Source organism: Lysobacter sp. CA196 (assembly GCF_052078695.1).
In the GTDB taxonomy this organism is placed as follows: Bacteria; Pseudomonadota; Gammaproteobacteria; order Xanthomonadales; family Xanthomonadaceae; genus Lysobacter.
This window is the reverse complement of the sequence record NZ_JBQJIN010000009.1, coordinates 100,965-118,460: the sequence shown is the minus strand read 5'-3', so window position 1 is coordinate 118,460 and position 17,496 is coordinate 100,965. Positions and strand designations below refer to the sequence as shown.

The following is a 17,496-nucleotide window of genomic DNA, read 5'->3' as shown; positions in this document are numbered from 1 at the left end:
ATGCGGGTACCGCGGCTGCGGCTCAGCCGTAATCGATCGCCAGCACTTCGATCGCGAGATCGCCGGCCGGCCGTTTCCAGACCACGCTGTCGCCGACGCGCGCGCCGTGCAGGGCGCGCGCGAGCGGCGACACCCAGCTGATCAGGCCGAGCTCCGGGTCGGCTTCGTCTTCGCCGACGATGCGGTAGCGGTATTCGCGGCCGTCGTCGTCGACCGCTTCGACCCGCGCACCGAAGGCGGCCCGGTCCGACGGTTGGCGTTCCGGCGCGATGGTGATCGCGCCGAGGATGCGCGCCTGCAGCCAGCGCATTTCGCGTTCGATGTGGGCGCTTTCGAGCCTGGCCCCGACCGCATCGGCGTCGATCGCGGCCAGGCGCTGAAGCGCATCGTCCAGGCGCGTGCGCAGCAAGGCCATGCCGCGCGGCGTGACGTAGTTGGGATGCTCGCTGATCGGCAGTTCGGGCAGATCGCCGGCGCTTTCGTCGCCGTCGCCTTCTTTCACGAAAGCGCGGCTCATGGATGCAGGCAAGACGGAATCATGCCGCCACGATAGGCGGCGCTGCGTTGTCGCCGGGTGAGCGCGCGACAGCGGACGCGTCGCACAGCGCGGCGCGCGCGCCTATTGGACGAAGTCGAACAAGCGATAGATCCACGACACCTGGTAGATCAGGCTCGCGGCGACGAAGGCGCGGTGGAAGGTTTCCGAGCGGGTGCGGATGGCGACCAGGCACAGCAGCACGTAGCTCAGGTTGCGCAGCGGATATTCGATGCCGAAGCTGTCGAAATAGGCGCGGCCCTTGATCAGGGTGTCGCCGAAATCGATCAGGTAGGACACCGCCATGATCCCGAAGAACCATTTGCGCCGCGACTGGAAATATTCCTGCCAACTGCCGTAGTCGCCGATGTCGTCGGGAAACAGCAGGGTACACAACAGGTACAGCACCACCACGTACAGGATCAGGAAGGCGTAGGCGACGAAGCTCCAGTGCACGTGGTGGACCAGGCGGAATTCCCACCACCAGAAATGCGCGAGCAGGGTGAACATCGAGATCGCCCAGGCGATGTGCACGCCATAGACGCGGTCGCGGCCTGGGTGCTGGACGAACCGGGCCAGGCCCTTGAGCAGGGTGGTGATGGCCAGGCCCAGGACGATGCCGAGCAGGACGCGGATATGCAGGAACTGCTCCATGACGGGTCTCCAGGCCGGGTCGTGCAGGGGCAGGCAGGGGGGTCAAACAGGGGCGGGCAGCGCGGCAATGCCCGCAGCATAGGCCAGACCAGACCAGACCAGCTCGCCCCCGGTCCGGGGCGCAGACGGCGCTATGACGATGGCAAACCGCGGCCCCGAGCCCATGCTCGGCCCGAAGCTGCGATCATGGCGCATGAACGATCCGATCTCGCCCACCGCGGCCCCGGCCGCTGCCGACTCCCTGGCCTTCGACTCCCTTTCCCTCTCGCCGGCCCTGCTGCAGGGTGTGGCCGCGCTCGGCTACAGCACGATGACGCCGATCCAGGCGCGCGCGCTGCCGGCGATCCTCGACGGCCGCGACCTGATCGCGCAGGCGCCGACCGGCAGCGGCAAGACCGCCGCCTTCGGCCTGGGCCTGCTGCAGCGGCTCGACCCCGCCGCGATCAAGACCCAGGCGCTGGTGCTGTGCCCGACCCGCGAACTCGCCGACCAGGTCGGCCAGCAACTGCGCAAACTCGCCTTCGCGATCCCGAATCTGAAAGTGTCGGTGCTGTGCGGCGGCATGGCGCTGGGGCCGCAGCTGGCCTCGCTGGAACACGCGCCGCACGTCGTGGTCGGTACGCCCGGCCGCTTGCAGGAACTGCTGCGCAAGAAGGCGCTCAAGCTCGACGGCGTGCGCACCCTGGTGTTCGACGAAGCCGACCGCATGCTCGACATGGGCTTCGAAGAGCCGATGCGCGAAATCGTCGCCAAGACCCCGAAGACCCGCCAGAGCCTGCTGTTTTCGGCGACCTTCCCGGATGCGATCCGCGACCTCGCGCGCGGCGCGATGCGCGAGCCGGCCGAAGTCACCGTCGAAGGCGAAGCCGCGGCGCTGCAGATCGAACAGTATTTCTACGAAGTCGAAGCGGCCAAGAAGACCCCGTTGCTGGCCGCGCTGCTGCTGGAGTACCGGCCGGACTCCTGCGTGGTGTTCTGCAATATGCGCAAGGACACCGAGGAAGTCGTGGGCTCGCTGAGCCACTACGGTTTCACCGCGTTGGCCCTGCACGGCGAGATGGAACAGCGCGACCGCGACGAAGTGCTGGTGCGTTTCGCCAACCGCAGTTGCAACGTGCTGGTCGCCAGCGACGTGGCCGCGCGTGGGCTCGACGTCGAGGAACTCGCGGCGGTGGTGAACTACGACCTGCCGACCGACCCGGACGTGTACGTGCACCGCATCGGCCGCACCGGCCGCGCCGGCCGCGGCGGCATCGCGTTGAGCCTGTGCGGGCCGCGCGAAAGCGGCCGCGCCGAACAGATCCAGGAACGCCAGGGCGCGCCGCTGGCCTGGCGCCGCGCCGTGCCGATCGCCGGCAAGGCCAAGAACGCGCCGGTCGCGCCGATGGAAACCCTGCGCATCGACGCCGGCAAGACCGACAAGCTCAGGCCCGGCGACATCCTCGGTGCCTTGACCGGCGACGCTGGGCTGAAGGCCGATGCGATCGGCAAGATCAACGTGTATGCGACGCGCTCCTACGTCGCGGTGGCGCGCGCGCAGGCCGGCGCCGCGCTCGCGCGCCTGCGCGAGGGCAAGATCAAGGGGCGCAAATTCCGGGTCAACCGGATTTGAAGGCTTCGATTCGTTCGATGCGAACCGGTCCGGTCGCTCCGGTCGACCCCACCATCCTGCGCTAGAGAGTTAGCTGCTGGCATGGCCAACGTTGCGGCAAGACCGCGATGTCGCGCCGGCGTTACAGCGTTAGATGTCGCGCCGGCGCTCCAGCGTTAAGCGTTACTTGCCGTTGAGGCTGTACTGGCCCGGGCCGAACAAGGCCAGCGCGACCGCGCTGGCCAGGAACAGCGCCTGCAGTTCCAGCGCCCAGCCGCCTTGCTCGTTGAGCTGGCCGATCTGGCCCAGATGCACCAGGCCCAGCGCGACCACCATGTTGGCGGCGATCAGGGCCGCACCGATCCGCGCGTGATAGCCGGCGATCACCAGCGCCGGTGCGAGCACCTCGCCGATCAGCACGCCGTAGCCGAGGAAACCCGGCAGGCCCTGCGATTCGACCAGGCCGACGATGCCGGCGGTGCCGCCGCGCAGCTTGGCGATGCCGTGCAGGAGAATCAGCAGGCCGAGCGCGAGACGAAGAATCAGCTTGCCCAGGTCCTGGTGCTTGTCGGCGTTCATGGCGTCTCCGAGGCGGCCGCCGCGAGGGCGGGTCGTCCGCATCATAGGCCAGGCCCGGACAGCGCTTGCTGCGCTGCGGCAGGGGGAAGCCGGCCGCACGTTGCAAGCGCACGGCCGGCCGGTCCGCTAAGCGAAGACGCCTGTCGTCGCGGCGGCTTGCTCAGCGCAGGGTACGCAAGGTCACCGTCAAGGTGTCCGGATCGCCCGAACGCGCCGCGCCGCTGAAGTCCTGGCCGCCGCTCGGAGAAACGTCGTCGTAGGGGAAGGCGTAACCGCGGTTGTCCGGCAGGCGCTCGTGCACCAGCCGCGCGTAGTGGTTGGTCTGGGCGTTGCGATAGAAACGGCTGGCGACTTCGCCGCTGGGCTGGTCGGCGTTGTCGAGCAGGGTGGTGCGGTTCAAGGCGGCGGCCAGGCGCGGAATGATCGCCTTGCGCACCTCGCTGGCGCCGGCGAGGCTGAAGGGCCCGCTGTCGCAGCTCAGCACGTTGGCGGTGCTGGGCCGCGCGAAGGTCTCGCCGTTGTTGAAACGCAACAGGCCGTCGCCGCCGACGCGCGCGGTCAGGCGGCCGAAGCCGGACTGGGTGTCGACGGTCAGGGTGGTCGAGGCGTATTTGCTCCAGACCGCGTTGATGTAGCCGCTCAGATAATTCTGGAAGCGGCCGGCCTGGTAGTGGGCGCTCATCGCGCGCAGGTTGAGGCCGTTGCTGCCGCGCTGGATCAGCGAATCCCAAGCCGAACCCTCGCGGCTGGCCTGTTGTTGCAGCGCGTAGCAGATCGGATCGAGCGAGCCGGCGGGCAGGCCGGGGATGGTTTCGACCCGCCCCGACAGCGAGCGCAGCGACAAGCCCAGGGGCGCGGCGACGAAATCGACGTAGCTGATGTTGGAGAACAGCTCGTACTCGTTGAAGGTGAATTCGGCGAAGGTCCAGTTCTTGTTGAAGTTCGGATCGCTGGTGTTGAGGAAGCTGGGGTGGACGATGGCCGGGCCCGGATTGACGAAGAAATCGAGCTTGCTGCCGGTGACCACGTAGATGCGCGCGCCGTACATGCGCGGGATCGAGACCCGCGTCGACGAGCCGTGGCCGCCGAGCGCGATCGCGCAGTCCTGGCCCAGCGGCGTCACCGGTGAGGACGGCGAGGGCGGGTAATAACTGCCGCCGTCGGCGCGTACGAACAGCGGACGTCCGCCCGACAGGCCGACCACATAGGCATAAGCGGTGTTCTGCCCCGAGGCATTGACCAGGTTGAGAGTGAAACGCTGCGGCGCGGCGGCAGCCTCGCGGGAGGCGAAGGGCGCGACGACGCCGGCCGCCATCGCGGCGGCGGAGGCGCTGAGGAAAGTACGGCGAGTGACCATCCGAGGGCTCCTGAGCAGGGACAAGCCTTCGGCTTCCCGTGCCCTGGCGGGCCCAGGCGGCGCAATGCCGCGGGAAAACGCGAGCTTGGCGTGGGTGGGCGTGACCGCCCGCGACGCGATCGCCCGCGCGCCTGCGCTCACGATCCGCACCTTGGTGGTAAATGACAGCGCTGTCAGTGATCGGGGGCGCAAATCCGGCGCAATCCCTAACCGCAGACAAACCATGAACGGCCGGTGGGTTCAGCGCAGCGCCCGCATCGGCGATGATCGACGCCTGATCCCGAGGATCGGCCCGATCGGACACGAATCGCAGGACCGCGATCGGCAGGGGAAGGGATGGAGCGAACGATGCGCGATGTAGCGATGAACCACGCCAGCCGGATTCGAGCGCGCAGCCGCCTGCTGCGGCGCACGATCGCGGCCGGCGTTCTCGCTTGTACCGCCTTCGCCACTCTCGCCGCTGCGAGCAAGTCCGCGAGCGAAGCAGCGCGCGCCGGCGCCGACATCGACGTGCTGCATTACACCGCGCGTATCGAGCCCGACCTGGCCGCAAAGACCTTGCGCGGCCATGTCGCGATCCGCTTCATCGTCCGCAGCCAGGGCGCGCAACGTTTCGACTTCGACGCCGGCGACCTCGACATCGTCGCGGTCAGCGAAGACAAGCAGGCGCTGAGCTTCGAGAAGCTCGACAAGCGCGTGAGCGTGCGCCTGGCCGCGCCGGCCGCGGCCGGTTCGCGCCATGAGATCGAAATCGCTTATCGCGGCGCGCCGCGTTTCGGCCTGGAATTCCATCCCGAGCGCAGCGAGCTGTACACGGTGTTCTCGACCAGCCAATGGCTGGTCTGCATCGATGCGCCGCAGGAACGGGCCACGCTCGACCTCACCGTGACCTTGCCGGAAGGCCTGAAAGCGGTCGGCAACGGCCGATTGATGTCGAAGTCGGCGCTCGGCGGCCGCCGCGAGGCCTATCGCTGGCGCCAGGATGCGGCCATGCCGAGCTATGTCTATGGCTTCGCTGCCGGACGTTATAACGAAGCCGGCGGCACCAGCGAGAACGCTGCGCTGCGTTACCTGTCGAGCGATCTGCAAGCGCCGCAACTGCGCCGCGTGTTCGCCGACACGCCCGATATGATGCGTTTCTTCGGCCGCCGAGCCGGCATCCGCTACGGCGGAACCTACAGCCAGGTGCTGGTCGCCAAGACCATCGGCCAGGAACTGGCAGGTTTGTCGTTGATGTCGGAAGCCTACGGCCGCGAAGTGCTCGACGACCCGAGCGCCCAGGCCTTGATCGCCCACGAAGCCGCGCACCAGTGGTGGGGCAATTACGTCACCTGCCGCGATTGGGGCCATTTCTGGCTCAACGAGGGCTTCGCCAATTTCATGGCCGCGGCCTATCTGCAGCACCGTTTCGGCGACGAGGCCTACCGCAAACAGGTCGACGGCTGGAAACGGCGCCTGGACAAGCTGCGCGAGACCGGCAAGGACCATGCGCTGATCTACGAACACTGGACCAAGCCGAGCGCCGACGATCGCGCCGTGGTGTACCAGAAGGGCGCCTACGTCCTGCACCTGCTGCGCGAAGAGCTCGGCGAACGCGCGTTCTGGGGCGGCATCCGCGCCTACACCCGTGCGCACTACGGTCATTCGGTGGTCACCGCGGATTTCCGCAAGGCGATGGAACGCGCGAGCGGCCGCGACCTCGGCGAGTTTTTCGCGCGTTGGGTCGAATCGGCAGAGATCGTGGCGAAGCCGGCGGCGCCTGCGAAGTGAGTGGGGCATGGCCTTCGATGCAGCCAGATGTAGGAGCGGCTTAAGCCGCGACCGCGCCGCTGCAAACGCCGGCGTTGCGTAAAAGCCAACCGGCGTTGCTCTCGTGCGAACCGCCGCATCCATCTGTTCTCGCGCCCATGGAGCTATCGTCGCGGGTCGAGGTTTCGCGGTCGCGGCTTGCGCCGCTCCTACCCAGAAGACGCGCAGCCAAGGGGTAGGAGCGGCGCAAGCCGCGACCGCGCCGTTGCAAACGCCGGCGTTGCCGACAAGCCAACCGGCGTCGTTCCCGTGCGAACCGCCGCATCCATCTGTTCTCGTGCCCATGGAGCCATCGCCGCCGATCGAAGTGTCGCGGTCGCGACTCGCGTCGCTCCTACCCAGAAGCCGCGCAGCCAAGGGGGAGGAGCGGCGCGAGCCGCGACCGCGTAGCCGCCAGATCGCGGCGCCGCACCGGCCCAGCCGGATCGTCATTCGGGTGCGAAGGGCTGGCGTCTTCAGCCTTCGATCGGCCCCGAACCCCTGTGCCGCGCCATCCATTGCGCGGCCCCTGGCACTGTTTGTTTGCATTTCCGCGTCGCCGACTGTGCACGAACTGGCGTCTTGGCTTTAGGCTAAGGGGATGCCCCGCCCGCCTAGCCAAGGATCCTCGCTATGACGCAAGCCAGCCACCGCGCTCTCCGTCCCCTCTGTCGTGCCCGCCTGTTCAGCGCCGTCCATTGCGCGCTGTGGGTCGCCGGCGGCCTCTTCGCCGGCAGCGCCGCCGCCCAGGAGACCGAGGCCGCGCCGGCCCAGGAAAGCGAGGCCCGGACCCTGGAGACGGTGTCGGTGCTCGGTTCGCGCCGCAGCCAGCGCTCCTCCGACACCACCTCGATCTCGCCGGTGGACGTATTGCCGATGGCGAAGAACACCGAGGAGGGCGCCCAGTTCGACCTCGCCCAGTCGCTGCAATACGCCGCGCCCTCGTTCAACTCGACCCGCCAGAGCGGCGCCGACGGCGCCGACCTGGTCGACTCGGCCGCGCTGCGCGGCCTGGGCTCGGACCAGACCCTGGTGCTGGTCAACGGCAAGCGCCACCACACCACCGCCTTGCTCAACCTGTTCGGCGCGCGCAATCGCGGCAACACCGGCACCGACCTCAACACCATCCCCTTGATGGCGATCGACAGCGTCGAGATCCTGCGCGACGGCGCCGCCGCCCAGTACGGTTCCGACGCCATCGCCGGGGTCATGAACATCTCGCTGAAGAAGCGCAAGGGCTGCGAAGCGGTCGCCGGCTACGGCCAGTATTCCAAGGGCGACGGCGAGAACTGGCTGGCGACCGCCTACTGCGGTTTCGGCCTCGGCAGCGACGGCACCATCGGCATCACCGGCGAATACCAGGATCGCGGCCGCTCCGATCGCTCCGAGCCCGCCGGCAGCCCGCGCATCATCGGCGACTCGAAGATCCGCAACCAGACCATCTTCGTCAACGGCGAAAAGCCCCTCGGCGAAAACCTGACCCTGTACTTCACCGGCGGCGTGCAGAACCGCGACGCCTCCTCGGCGGCGTTCGCGCGCGACGGCCTGGGTTCGGAAGACATCCCCTCGCGCAACTCCGCGGCGATGTACCCGGACGGCTTCGTGCCCTTCATCGACGGCGAGCTCAAGGACCGCTACGGCATCCTCGGTCTGCGCTGGAGCATGGGCGAGTGGAACGCCGACCTGTCCTACACCTACGGCTTCAACGAACTGCGCTACGACATCAACAACACCCTCAACGCTTCGATCGCCAACCTCGACCTGCTCAACGGCGGCCGCGGCGTCAGCGCCGACAGCTTCGACGCCGGCGGCTTCTCGTTCCAGCAGAAGACCATCAATTTCGACGTCAACCGGTTCTACGACCAGGTCTTCAACGGTCTCAACGTCGCCTTCGGCCTGGAACGCCGCGACGAGCGCTACAAGATCTTCGCCGGCGAGCCGGGTTCCTACATCGACGCCGACGGCGTCGGCGAGGGCGGCAACGCCGGCAGCCAGGGCTTCCCGGGCTTCCAGCCGGCCGATGCCGGCGCGCACAGCCGCGACAACTGGGCCGCCTACGTCGACCTCGAAGCCGACTTTACCGACCGCTTCACCGCCGGCGTGGCGGTGCGCTACGAGGACTACAGCGACTTCGGCAAGACCACCACCGGCAAGCTCGCCGCCGGCTTCCGCGCCACCGACACCTTGATGCTGCGCGCCTCGGCGAGCACCGGTTTCCGCGCGCCGTCGCTGCAGCAGAAGTTCTTTTCCTCGACCATCACCGACTTCGTCAACGGCGAGCCGGTCGACGTGGTCATCGCGCCTAACGGCGGCACCATCGCCAACGCCGCCGGCCTGCCGCTGCTGACCAAGGAAGAGTCGCGCAACTACACCCTCGGCCTGACCTGGTCGCCGAACGCCGACACCTCGGTGACCCTCGACGCCTACCGCATCGACATCGACGACCGCATCGTGCTCAGCGGCCGCTTCGACGCCACCGACCCGACCATCGGCAGCATCCTCGACGACCTCGGCGTCGGCCAGGCGCAGTTCTTCGTCAACTCGGTCGACACCCGCACCGAAGGCCTGGATTTCACCTTCAACAACGAGCGCCAGCTCGGCGAGGACTTCAAGCTCGGCACCTTCTTCGCCCTCAACCTCAACCGCACCAAGGTCAACGCCATCCACGCGCCGCCGGCGCTGATCGGCCGCGAAGACGTGCTGTTGTCGGAGCGCGAGCGCTTGTTCATCGAGCAGGGCGCACCGAAGTCGAAGGCCGTGCTCGGCTTCGATCTGTCGCGCGGCCCCTGGGCCGGCAACGTCAAGGTGATCCACTTCGGGCCGCAGACCCTGGGCACGTTCTCGGGCACCGCCGGCGGCGTGCCGAATGCGCGCTACAAGGCCAAGACCTCGGCCGACCTCAGCGCGACCTATTCGTTCACCGAGAATACGAAGCTGACGGTCGGCGGCGCCAACATCTTCAACGTCAAGCCGACCCGCCAGAACCCGGACGAAACCGACAACGGCCACATCTTCGACAGCGTCCAGTTCGGCCTCAACGGCGCGGCCTATTACGTGCGTCTGTGGCACCGCTTCTGATCCAGGCGGGCAACGCGGTGAGGGCGTTCGCGTGAGCGAGGCCCTCATCGCCCATCTGCGCGATCTGGCTTCGGGCTTCGGCGCCTTGTCGGCGCGCGGCATGTTCGGCGGCCATGGCGTTTATCACGACGGCCTGATGATCGCCCTGATCATCGACGAGGCGGTCTACCTCAAGGTCGACACGCAGACCGCGCCGCGCTTCCGCGCGGCCGGCTGCGAGCCCTTCGTCTACACCCGCCAGCGCAAACCGATCGAGCTGAGTTTCTGGTCGGTGCCGGAGTCGGCGATGGATTCACCGCAGGACATGAAACCGTGGCTGGTCCTGGCCTACCAGGCCGCATTGCGCAAAGCCAATGCCGCCCCGCCGAAAAAGGCGGGGGTGAAGAAGACGGCAGCGAAGAAGACCACGGCGAAGAAGACCATGACGAAGAAAGCCGCGGCGAAGAAAGCGTCCCGACGCGTACCCGCCGCGCACACTGAGCGCGAATAGGGTTCTCCTGTAGGAGCAACGTGAGTCGCGACAGGGACGAGTGGAGAGCCAATCCCGGCGTGAGCGGCCGAGGCGGCAACATCATCGGCGCATCGTGCTTTCGCAGCCCATCGTTTTCGCGGTCGCGGCTTGCGCCGCTCCTACCCAGGGGCCGCCAAGGGGTAGGAGCGACGCGAGTCGCGACATGGGACGGGTGGGACACCGAGCCCGGTGTGATCGATCGAGGCGGCAAGCCCATCGGTGCTTCGTGCCTTCGCAACGCCTCGTTTTTCGCGGTCGCGGCTTGCGCCGCTCCTACCCAAAAGGGGGGGCAGCGACGATGCACGCCATCCCGCACGCCTCAATCCTTCTTCACCGCCAACAACCAATCGAGAAAGCTCTGCGCCGCGGGGCGCAGGCGGCGGTGGGCGGGATAGATCGCGTAGTAGCCCCAGCGCGCCGGCATCGAGGGGCCGGGCAGACGCACCAACTGGCCGGAACGCAGATAAGGCACGGCGATCTGTTCGCGCGCCAGGGCCACGCCGATGCCGTGGGCGGCGGCCATCATGGCGTCGGTGGTGTCGCTGAAGGTGTAGCGCTCTTCGAGCTTGCGGCCGTGCACGTCGGCGGCGCGGAACCAGTCGTGCCAACCCTGGCGGGCGTGGTCGGCGATCAGCGGCAGGTCGGCGATCTGCGCCGGTTCGGTGATCCGCTCGATGCCGGGCATGCTCGGCGAAGCGACCGGAAACAGGGCGTCGTCCATCAGATGATGCGAGGTCAGCCCGGGCCAGTGGCCGGCGCCGTGGCGGATGCCGAGGTCGGGGCCGCCTTCGTCGAAGCGCGCCAGCGCGATCTCAGTGTCGAGGCTCAGCAGTATCTTCGGGTTCGCGCTGGTGAACTCGCTCAGCCGCGGCAGCAGCCAGGTGTAGGCCAGCGAGTGCAGGGTGGTGACGCGGACCCGGTCGGTCTCCTGGCGGCTGACGCGCAGGCTTCGCAGCACGCCGTCCATGTCGGCCAGGGCGGTACCGGCGGAGTCGGCGAGCTGGCGCCCCTGCGGGGTCAGGGCGACGCCGCGCGCATGGCGCTGGAACAGGCTTACGCCGAGCCGGCTTTCGAGTTTGCGCACGTGATGGCTGACCGCGCTGGCGGTCAGGTGCAGCTCTTCGGCGGCATGAGCGAAATTCTGATGCCGCGCCGCCGCTTCGAACGCCGCCAGGGCCGGTAACCAGTCTGCCCGCAACGCCATGATCAGCCTCAAATCATATTTGTGCCTGAGTGCCAAAGTATGCGCTTGTCTGGGCCAGCGGGCCAGTCAAAATAGGCATCAGGGAAGAGCCAGATTGTTGTCCCGACCGCCGCGACCCACCAGCCAGTGCCTGCGTATGAGCCTCATCGACTTGCTTGCGACCTCCGCCGAACTGCCCGCCGCGTGGCGCTCGACCGTGGTCGGGCGTTTCGGCAACGCCAATTTCAAGCTGATGCGGATGGATGCCGGCGCTTATGAGGAAGAGACGCACGATTTCGCCGAGGGCCTGCTGGTGCTCGACGGAGCGATGCGTCTGAGCATCGGCGACGCGATCGTCGAAGTCGGGGCCGGGCAGCTCTACGTGGTGCCCGCGGGCGTGGCCCACGCGGTCGCGCCGGGCAGCCGCGGCACGCTGGCGATTCTGGACGTTTGAGCGAGGTGCCGGCGGAGCCGGCGCAGAACTCGATCCGCCCTCGGTCTGTTTCTAGTTCGATCGGGCTGATTGGATCGGGCTGATCGGATCGGGCCGATCGGATCCGGATATCCGTACCTGGACCGGGTACCGATAGTGCATTCGGGCCCTGCGCTCGATAGCGCTTGGCCATGGCCGGAGTCGGTTCCCCGTATCGCGCGCAACGGCGCCCATCGCCGCTGCGCCCACCGCTTCGCCGCCGCAAGGCCGGTGCGGCTGTGTTCCCCCCGCAGGCGTCCGCATCGCGCGGCCGCCGTTTTCGAGGACTTAGCGCATGCGTTCCCCCGAACTCGCCGCCAGCGCCACTTGCAACTGCTCCGCATCGCCGGCCGTCGCCGCCGCCGTCGCCGACTCCGAGCGCGCCGCCTGGCGCACCCCGCTCGAACTGACCGTGCTCGGCGCGATCTGGGGTTCGTCGTTCCTGTTCATGCGCGTGGCGGCCAAGGACTTCGGCGCGATCCCGCTGGTGGAAATGCGGCTCGGCCTCGGTGCGCTGATCCTGTTGCCGTTCCTGTGGAAGGCGCGCGCATCGTTCAAGGGCCTGATCTGGGCCAAGCTCGCCTTGATCGGCGTGATCAATTCGGCGGTGCCGTTCGTGCTGTTCGCCTGGGCCGCGCAGCGCGCGCCGGCCGGCATCGGCGCGATCACCAATTCGATGGCGGTGCTGTTCACCGCGCTGGTCGGTTTCCTGTTCTTCGGCGAGAAGATCGGCATGCAGCGCGCGGTCGCCCTGTTCGCGGGCTTCGCCGGTGTGGTGGTGCTGGCCAGCGGCAAAACCGCCGGCGCCAGCATCGGCTGGGCGGTCGCGGCCGGTTGTACCGCCGCCTTCCTGTACGGCATCGGCGCCAACCTGGTGCGCCGCCAACTCACCGGCTTGCCGGCCGCCGCGGTCGCCGCGGCGACCCTGGGCACCTCGGCGCTGATGACCCTGCCGTTCGCGATCGCTTATTGGCCCGACCACGCGATCCCGATGAAGTCGTGGTTCTCGGCCTCGATGCTCGGCGTGCTCTGCACCGGCATCGCCTTCGTCATGTATTACCGACTCATCCAGCGCATCGGCGCCGGCCGCGCGGTCGCGGTGACCTACCTGGTGCCGCTGTTCGGCGTGGCCTGGGGCTGGATGCTGCTCGGCGAACCGCTGACCGGCAGCATGTTGGTCGCCGCGCTGTTGATCCTCGGCAGCGTTGCGTTGAGTCAAGGGGCGGCTAAGTAAGCGGCGCGGTGCCCATACTGCCGACTGCGTCGGCTATTTCGGGACATCGCTTCGGCAAGACTCCGTACCTTGCTTCACACGTCGTCCAGCGCAGTTGCAGGTTGCCGGTTTCTCCCGACACTCCAAACCGTCATCCCCGTGTAGGCGGGGATCCACCGGATTTTCGTGCGAGAACGCCTGAAGTCTTTGCAGCCCGGCCAGGGCGCACGGCGCCCTGGCGTTCATGGATGCGCGAGCCAGTGGCTCGCAAGCGCATCCCTTCACCCCCGCCTACGCGGGGATGACGAGCAAAACACGGCGTGAACCGGACACGAATTAGAGCGCCGTATCGGCCTGCTGCTTCCGAGCGTGCGCTGATACCGACCGACGACATACTCGCAACCGCACCATCCCCATCGCCTCAACCTTCCGCGGAGATTCGCTTGAATTCCATCCAGCATCGCGTCCAGTTCGATTTCGAAATCGAGTTCAGCAACGGCGGCGGCCTGCAGGGCCAGGGGTTTCGTCTCGACATCGACGGCGACGACATCGGCGACGCCGAACTGGTCGACTACATCGTGCGCGATCTGCGCCTGCTGATGGTCGGGCCGGCGCGTATCCTCAACAAGCGCATCCTGGTCGAAGCGCACAAGCGCAAGGCCGGCGCCCTCGAGCACGGCGCGACGCGCTACGTCGACCTCAGCCACACCATCGAGGACGGCCAGGTCACCTATCCGGGCATGCCGGCCGCGCATATCTGCGACTACCTCAGCCGCGAAGACTCGCGCGCGATCTATGCCGAGGGCACCGAGTTCCATATCGGCCGCATCGACATGGTCGCCAACACCGGCACCTACATCGACTGCCCCTCGCACCGTTACCAGGACGGCGCCGACCTGTCGCAGATCCATCCGGAAGACTGCGCCGACCTCGACGCGATCGTGGTGCGTGTCGATCCCTCGGTGAAAGCCATCGACGTCGTCTATTTCCGCGACCTGGAACTGCGGGGCCGCGCGGTGCTGGTGCATACCGGTTGGGACCGGCACTTCGCCACGCCGGCCTATGCCGACGGCCATCCCTTCCTGACCGAAGACGCGGCGCTGTGGCTGCGCGATTGCGCGGTGAAGCTGGTCGGCATCGATTCGATGAACATCGACGACACCCGCGGCAAGACGCGTCCGGTGCATTCGACCCTGCTCGGCGCCGGCATCCTGATCGTCGAGCACCTGCGCAACCTGGCCGCGCTGCCCGACGAGGGCTTCAGCTTCAGCGCGGTGCCGCCGAAGGTGAAGGGCATGGGCACGTTTCCGGTGCGGGCGCTGGCGAAGATCGTCGGTTAAAGCCCTCGGCTTTCGCTTTGCTTCTCCCGCTTGCGGGAGAAGCTGCCCGTAGGGCGGATCAGGGCAGGCACCCGCTTGCGGGAGAAGCTGCCCGTAGGGCGTATCAGGGCAGGCACCCGCTTGCGGGAGAAGCTGCCCGTAGGGCGGATCAGAGCAGGCACCCGCTTGCGGGAGAAGCTGCCCGTAGGGCGGATCAGGGTAGGCACCCTCATGCGGGAGAAGCTGCCCGCAGGCGGATGAGGGCAAGCGCCCGCTACCGCTCCGTTTCCAGATAAGCCTGCAAGGCCGCGATCGCCATGCGCACCTTCGCCGGCTGCGAATCGCGCTGCGCTGTCACCGCATAGACGCCGAGCGGCGCCATCGTCCATTCCGGCAGCACCTGCACGGCGCGGCCATCGGCCAACACCGGCGCCGCATCCGGCTCGGGCAGGCGGACGATGCCGAGCCCCTGCAGCATCATCTGCTTGAGAGTCTCGGCGTTGTTGCCGACGATGCGTCCGCCGATCCGCACCCGCCGCGAGGGTTCGCCGTCGCGATGCATCTCCACGTATTCGGGTTGGTTCATCACGCTGAGGATCAGCATCGAGTGGCCGGCGAGTTCTTCCGGCGTGCGCGGCAGGCCGTGCGCCTGCGCATACGCCGGCGAGGCCAGCAGCAGATGCCGCCATTCGGCCATGCGCCGCGCGATCAGGTTGGAGTCGGCAAGCCGGCCGACCCGGATCGCCAGGTCGATGCGTTCGGCGATCAGGTCGATCTGACGGTCGTCGGCGAAGATCCGCAGCGACAGTTCGGGACAGGCACGCATCAGCGGGGCCAGAGCGGGCGCCAGATGCGCGGCGAAGCCGATCGGCGCGGCGATGCGCAACTCGCCGCGCGGTTCGTCGCGCAGATCGCCGAGGCGGCCGTCGGCACTGCGCGCGGCGTGCAGCATCGCCGCGCAGTCTTCGTAATAGGCCTGACCGATCTCGGTCGTGGTCAGTTTGCGGGTCGAACGGTGCAGCAGGACCACGCCGGTCTCGGCTTCGAGCTGGCGCAGTTGCTGGCTGACCGCCGACGGGGTCATGTCGAGCTCGCGCGCGGCCGCACTCATCGAGCCCAGTTCGACCACCCGGGCGAACAAGGCCATGCGCTTGAGTCGGTCTATCGTGAAGTCCAGCTTCATGGTGATAGCGTCCTGGGCCGGATTATCGCGGGTTCTGTAAGTCTGCAAACTATATCCCGTCCAATCCACTACGGGAGTGCCCCATGAACATCGTCCTGATCGGCGCCACCGGCTACGTCGGCCGCGCCCTGCTCCAAGAAGCCCTGCAACGCGGCCATCGCGTCACCGCGGTCGCTCGCGACACCTCGTCGCTGCAGGCGCACGACGGCCTGACCGTCAAGCCGGCCAGCATCGGCGGCGACGCGGCCGCTTCGGCGACCGTTGCCGCATTGAGCCGCGACCACGACGCGGTGATCGCCTCGTACAACGCCGGCGGCTGGAAGAACCCGAACGTCGGCCGCGACACCGTCGCCGGCTATACCCGGATCGTCGAAGGCCTGAAGCAGGCCGGCGTGCCGCGTCTGCTGGTGGTCGGCGGCGCCGGCAGCCTGGAGATCGCGCCGGGCCAGCAGGTGCTCGACCAGCCCGGCTTCCCGGCCGAGTACCGCGACGGCGCCGAAGCCATGCGCACGGTCCTCACCACCTTGCGCGAGGAGAACAGCCTGGACTGGAGCTTTCTGTCGCCGGCCGCGCACCTGGTGCCGGGCGAGCGCAGCGGTCGTTACCGTGTCGGCGGCGATCAGTTGCTGGTCGACGAGCAGGGCGAGAGCAACATCTCGGTGCAGGACTATGCGGTTGCGCTGATCGACGAGTTGGAGCAGCCGGCGCACTCGCGCAAGCGCTTCACCGTCGCTTACTGATCGTTGCGTAAGACGAAAACGAAGAGCGCGGCAGCGGGGCTGTCGCGCTCTTCATCGTGCGAGCTCGTTCGAACCTATCGTCCGGCGCGAGCGTGCGGCCCCGCGGTCGCGGCTTGCGCCGCTCCTACAGGGGGCAGATCCGGTAACGACGCGCGGGCTTTTACCCGATCGCCGCGACCAGGGCCTCGCGCTGCTTCGCATCGAGCATGGGGCCGACGCCGGCCTTGAGGTTGTCGGTCTGGTTCTTGGGCTTGGACGTCGCCGGAATCACCACTGTCACCGCCGCTTCGCTCAGGGCAAACTTCAGGAACAATTGCGCCCAGGAGTCGGCGCCGACTTCGGTGGCCCACGGCGGCAGCGGTTTGCCTTTGACCTGCGAAAACAACCGTCCGTCCTCGAAGGCCCGGTTGACCATCACCGCGATGCCCAACTCGCGCGCGAGCGGGAACACCGTGCGTTCGGCCGCGCGCGAGACCGGCGAATAATTGATCTGGACGAAGTCGGGTTTGAACGCGCGCATGGCTTGCGCGAGTTGCGCCTGCGCTTGTTCGCGGTAATGGGTCAGGCCGACCAAGCGCACCTTGCCCTGCTGCTTCAGTTCGCGCGCGAGCGCGAGCTGGGTGCGGGTGTCGCCCAGGTTGTGCACCTGCAGCAGGTCGATGCGCTCGGTGCGCAGGCGCCGCAGCGAGGCCTCGAACTGGGCCAGGCCTTCGTCACGGCCGTCGACGCCGGACAGCTTGGTGGCGAGGAACAGCCGTTCGCGCAGCTTGGCTTCGGCGATGAGATCGCCAAGCACGTCCTCGGCGCTGGAATAGGTCGGCGCGGTGTCGACGACGCGGGCGCCGGCATCGACGAAGCGTTTCAACACCTCGCGCAAAGGTACGCGCGATGCCTCGTCGGTGCCGACCTCGAAGCTGCCCGAGGTGCCCATGCCGATCACCGGGATGGATTCGCCTGTCGCCGGAATCGTGCGCTTGAGCAGGGTGCCGGCGAACGGTGTTTCGGCCGGCGCTGTTGCAGCCGCGGCGGGCGGCGATTCGTCGCTGCACGCGGCCAGCGGCGCGAGCGCGAGGCCGGTGGCGGCGAGGGAAACGGTACCGAGGAAATCGCGACGACTGGCCATGGCGGAGACTCGCTGTGGGATCGGTGCGGCGGACGCCTGAGTGGCGGGCGGCCTGCGGCGATTGTGGCATTGATCCGGGGCGGCGAGAGGCGTTGCATGATGGGCGGGAAATCAGCGGGAGGTGGGTATCGGCGCGATCGGAACGAACGCGGTCGCGACTTGCGTCGCTC

At 67.8% G+C, this 17,496-nt stretch carries 15 protein-coding genes; 8 read left to right on the top strand and 7 right to left on the bottom strand.

The features are described from left to right. Window positions 1–22: 22 nt before the first annotated feature. Complete coding sequence (locus ACTOWK_RS10840) at window positions 23–517, bottom strand: GreA/GreB family elongation factor (RefSeq protein WP_441330180.1); 495 nt, start codon at window positions 515–517, stop codon at window positions 23–25. A 102-nt stretch (window positions 518–619) separates the two neighbouring features. Then, the gene (locus ACTOWK_RS10835; RefSeq protein ID WP_441330179.1) at window positions 620–1,189 is read right to left on the bottom strand and encodes a hypothetical protein; all 570 of its coding nucleotides are present in this window, start codon (window positions 1,187–1,189) and stop codon (window positions 620–622) included. 193 nt (window positions 1,190–1,382) lie between these two features. On the opposite strand from ACTOWK_RS10835, the gene dbpA reads away from it, so the two are divergent. Next, a complete protein-coding gene (gene dbpA / locus ACTOWK_RS10830; protein WP_441330178.1) occupies window positions 1,383–2,801 on the top strand; it encodes an ATP-dependent RNA helicase DbpA in 1,419 nt (472 codons plus the stop codon). Window positions 2,802–2,963: 162 nt separating this feature from the next. Here the strand turns inward: dbpA and ACTOWK_RS10825 are convergent, their stop codons facing one another. Together ACTOWK_RS10825 and ACTOWK_RS10820 are read right to left on the bottom strand one after the other, a co-directional pair. After that, the gene (locus ACTOWK_RS10825; RefSeq protein WP_441330177.1) at window positions 2,964–3,359 is read right to left on the bottom strand and encodes a DoxX family protein; all 396 of its coding nucleotides are present in this window, start codon (window positions 3,357–3,359) and stop codon (window positions 2,964–2,966) included. 160 nt (window positions 3,360–3,519) lie between these two features. Beyond that, the gene (locus ACTOWK_RS10820) at window positions 3,520–4,716 is read right to left on the bottom strand and encodes a glycoside hydrolase family 64 protein (protein ID WP_441330176.1); all 1,197 of its coding nucleotides are present in this window, start codon (window positions 4,714–4,716) and stop codon (window positions 3,520–3,522) included. A gap of 348 nt (window positions 4,717–5,064) precedes the next feature. On the opposite strand from ACTOWK_RS10820, the gene ACTOWK_RS10815 reads away from it, so the two are divergent. From ACTOWK_RS10815 to ACTOWK_RS10805, 3 genes are all read left to right on the top strand, one after another. Continuing rightward, window positions 5,065–6,486 carry a M1 family metallopeptidase gene (locus ACTOWK_RS10815; RefSeq protein WP_441330175.1) on the top strand — a complete coding sequence of 474 codons (1,422 nt, stop codon included), beginning with the start codon at window positions 5,065–5,067 and terminating at the stop codon, window positions 6,484–6,486. Between the two features lie 651 nt (window positions 6,487–7,137). Beyond that, window positions 7,138–9,582, top strand: coding sequence for a TonB-dependent receptor plug domain-containing protein (locus ACTOWK_RS10810; RefSeq protein ID WP_441330174.1), 2,445 nt, complete (start codon window positions 7,138–7,140; stop codon window positions 9,580–9,582). Between the two features lie 31 nt (window positions 9,583–9,613). Next, window positions 9,614–10,072 (top strand): TfoX/Sxy family protein, encoded by a 459-nt coding sequence (locus ACTOWK_RS10805; RefSeq protein ID WP_441330173.1) that lies wholly within the window; start codon window positions 9,614–9,616, stop codon window positions 10,070–10,072. Between the two features lie 340 nt (window positions 10,073–10,412). Here the strand turns inward: ACTOWK_RS10805 and ACTOWK_RS10800 are convergent, their stop codons facing one another. Further along, the gene (locus ACTOWK_RS10800) at window positions 10,413–11,297 is read right to left on the bottom strand and encodes a LysR substrate-binding domain-containing protein (RefSeq protein ID WP_441330172.1); all 885 of its coding nucleotides are present in this window, start codon (window positions 11,295–11,297) and stop codon (window positions 10,413–10,415) included. 136 nt (window positions 11,298–11,433) lie between these two features. On the opposite strand from ACTOWK_RS10800, the gene ACTOWK_RS10795 reads away from it, so the two are divergent. From ACTOWK_RS10795 to ACTOWK_RS10785, 3 genes are all read left to right on the top strand, one after another. Then, a complete protein-coding gene (locus tag ACTOWK_RS10795) occupies window positions 11,434–11,730 on the top strand; it encodes a cupin domain-containing protein (protein ID WP_441330171.1) in 297 nt (98 codons plus the stop codon). Between the two features lie 313 nt (window positions 11,731–12,043). Beyond that, window positions 12,044–12,982, top strand: a complete 939-nt coding sequence (locus ACTOWK_RS10790) for a DMT family transporter (protein WP_441330170.1) — start codon at window positions 12,044–12,046, stop codon at window positions 12,980–12,982. A 422-nt stretch (window positions 12,983–13,404) separates the two neighbouring features. Continuing rightward, entirely contained in the window at window positions 13,405–14,301 is an 897-nt protein-coding gene (locus ACTOWK_RS10785; protein ID WP_441330169.1) for a cyclase family protein, read from the top strand. Window positions 14,302–14,554: 253 nt separating this feature from the next. Here the strand turns inward: ACTOWK_RS10785 and ACTOWK_RS10780 are convergent, their stop codons facing one another. Beyond that, window positions 14,555–15,463: a LysR family transcriptional regulator gene (locus ACTOWK_RS10780; protein WP_441330168.1), complete on the bottom strand. Its 909-nt coding sequence runs from the start codon at window positions 15,461–15,463 to the stop codon at window positions 14,555–14,557. A gap of 83 nt (window positions 15,464–15,546) precedes the next feature. Here ACTOWK_RS10780 and ACTOWK_RS10775 point away from each other — a divergent pair, with 83 nt between their 5' ends. Beyond that, on the top strand, window positions 15,547–16,203 hold the full coding sequence (locus ACTOWK_RS10775; RefSeq protein WP_441330167.1) for an NAD(P)-dependent oxidoreductase: 657 nt from the start codon (window positions 15,547–15,549) through the stop codon (window positions 16,201–16,203). A gap of 160 nt (window positions 16,204–16,363) precedes the next feature. Here the strand turns inward: ACTOWK_RS10775 and ACTOWK_RS10770 are convergent, their stop codons facing one another. Beyond that, on the bottom strand, window positions 16,364–17,326 hold the full coding sequence (locus ACTOWK_RS10770; RefSeq protein WP_441330166.1) for an aldo/keto reductase: 963 nt from the start codon (window positions 17,324–17,326) through the stop codon (window positions 16,364–16,366). Window positions 17,327–17,496: the final 170 nt, after the last annotated feature.